This window comes from Domibacillus sp. 8LH, from assembly GCF_038806185.1.
GTDB lineage: Bacteria > Bacillota > Bacilli > Bacillales > Domibacillaceae > Domibacillus > Domibacillus indicus_A.
In genome coordinates this window covers 1-245 of the sequence record NZ_JAVJNG010000288.1, presented here as the reverse complement: position 1 = coordinate 245, position 245 = coordinate 1, and the positions used below count along the sequence as shown (strand labels likewise).

Genomic DNA, 245 nt, shown 5'->3' with positions numbered 1-245 from the left:
ATCATTGTGTGTTCAAAACAAAGTCCTAATTTCGATTAGGACTTTTTTTGGTTTCTAATAAACGTAAAACTTATTGATAAAATTCAGAATATTCAGGTAGGAAAATAATGATTTAGTGTCTATTCTTTAAATGACACTAATTACAATTGAAGGGCAAACTATGGATAACAAATTACTCTTGATCATTCTGTCGATTTTTTTACCTCCTGTGGCGGTATTCTTAAAAGCAGGAGTAGGTAAAGACC

The 245-nt window shown here is 30.6% G+C and carries 1 protein-coding gene; it reads left to right on the top strand.

Going from position 1 to position 245, the window contains the following annotated elements; translation table 11 throughout:
* Positions 1-130 precede the first annotated feature (130 nt).
* On the top strand, positions 131-245 hold a 115-nt coding region (locus tag RG959_RS25495), incomplete at its 3' end, for a YqaE/Pmp3 family membrane protein (protein WP_369335209.1).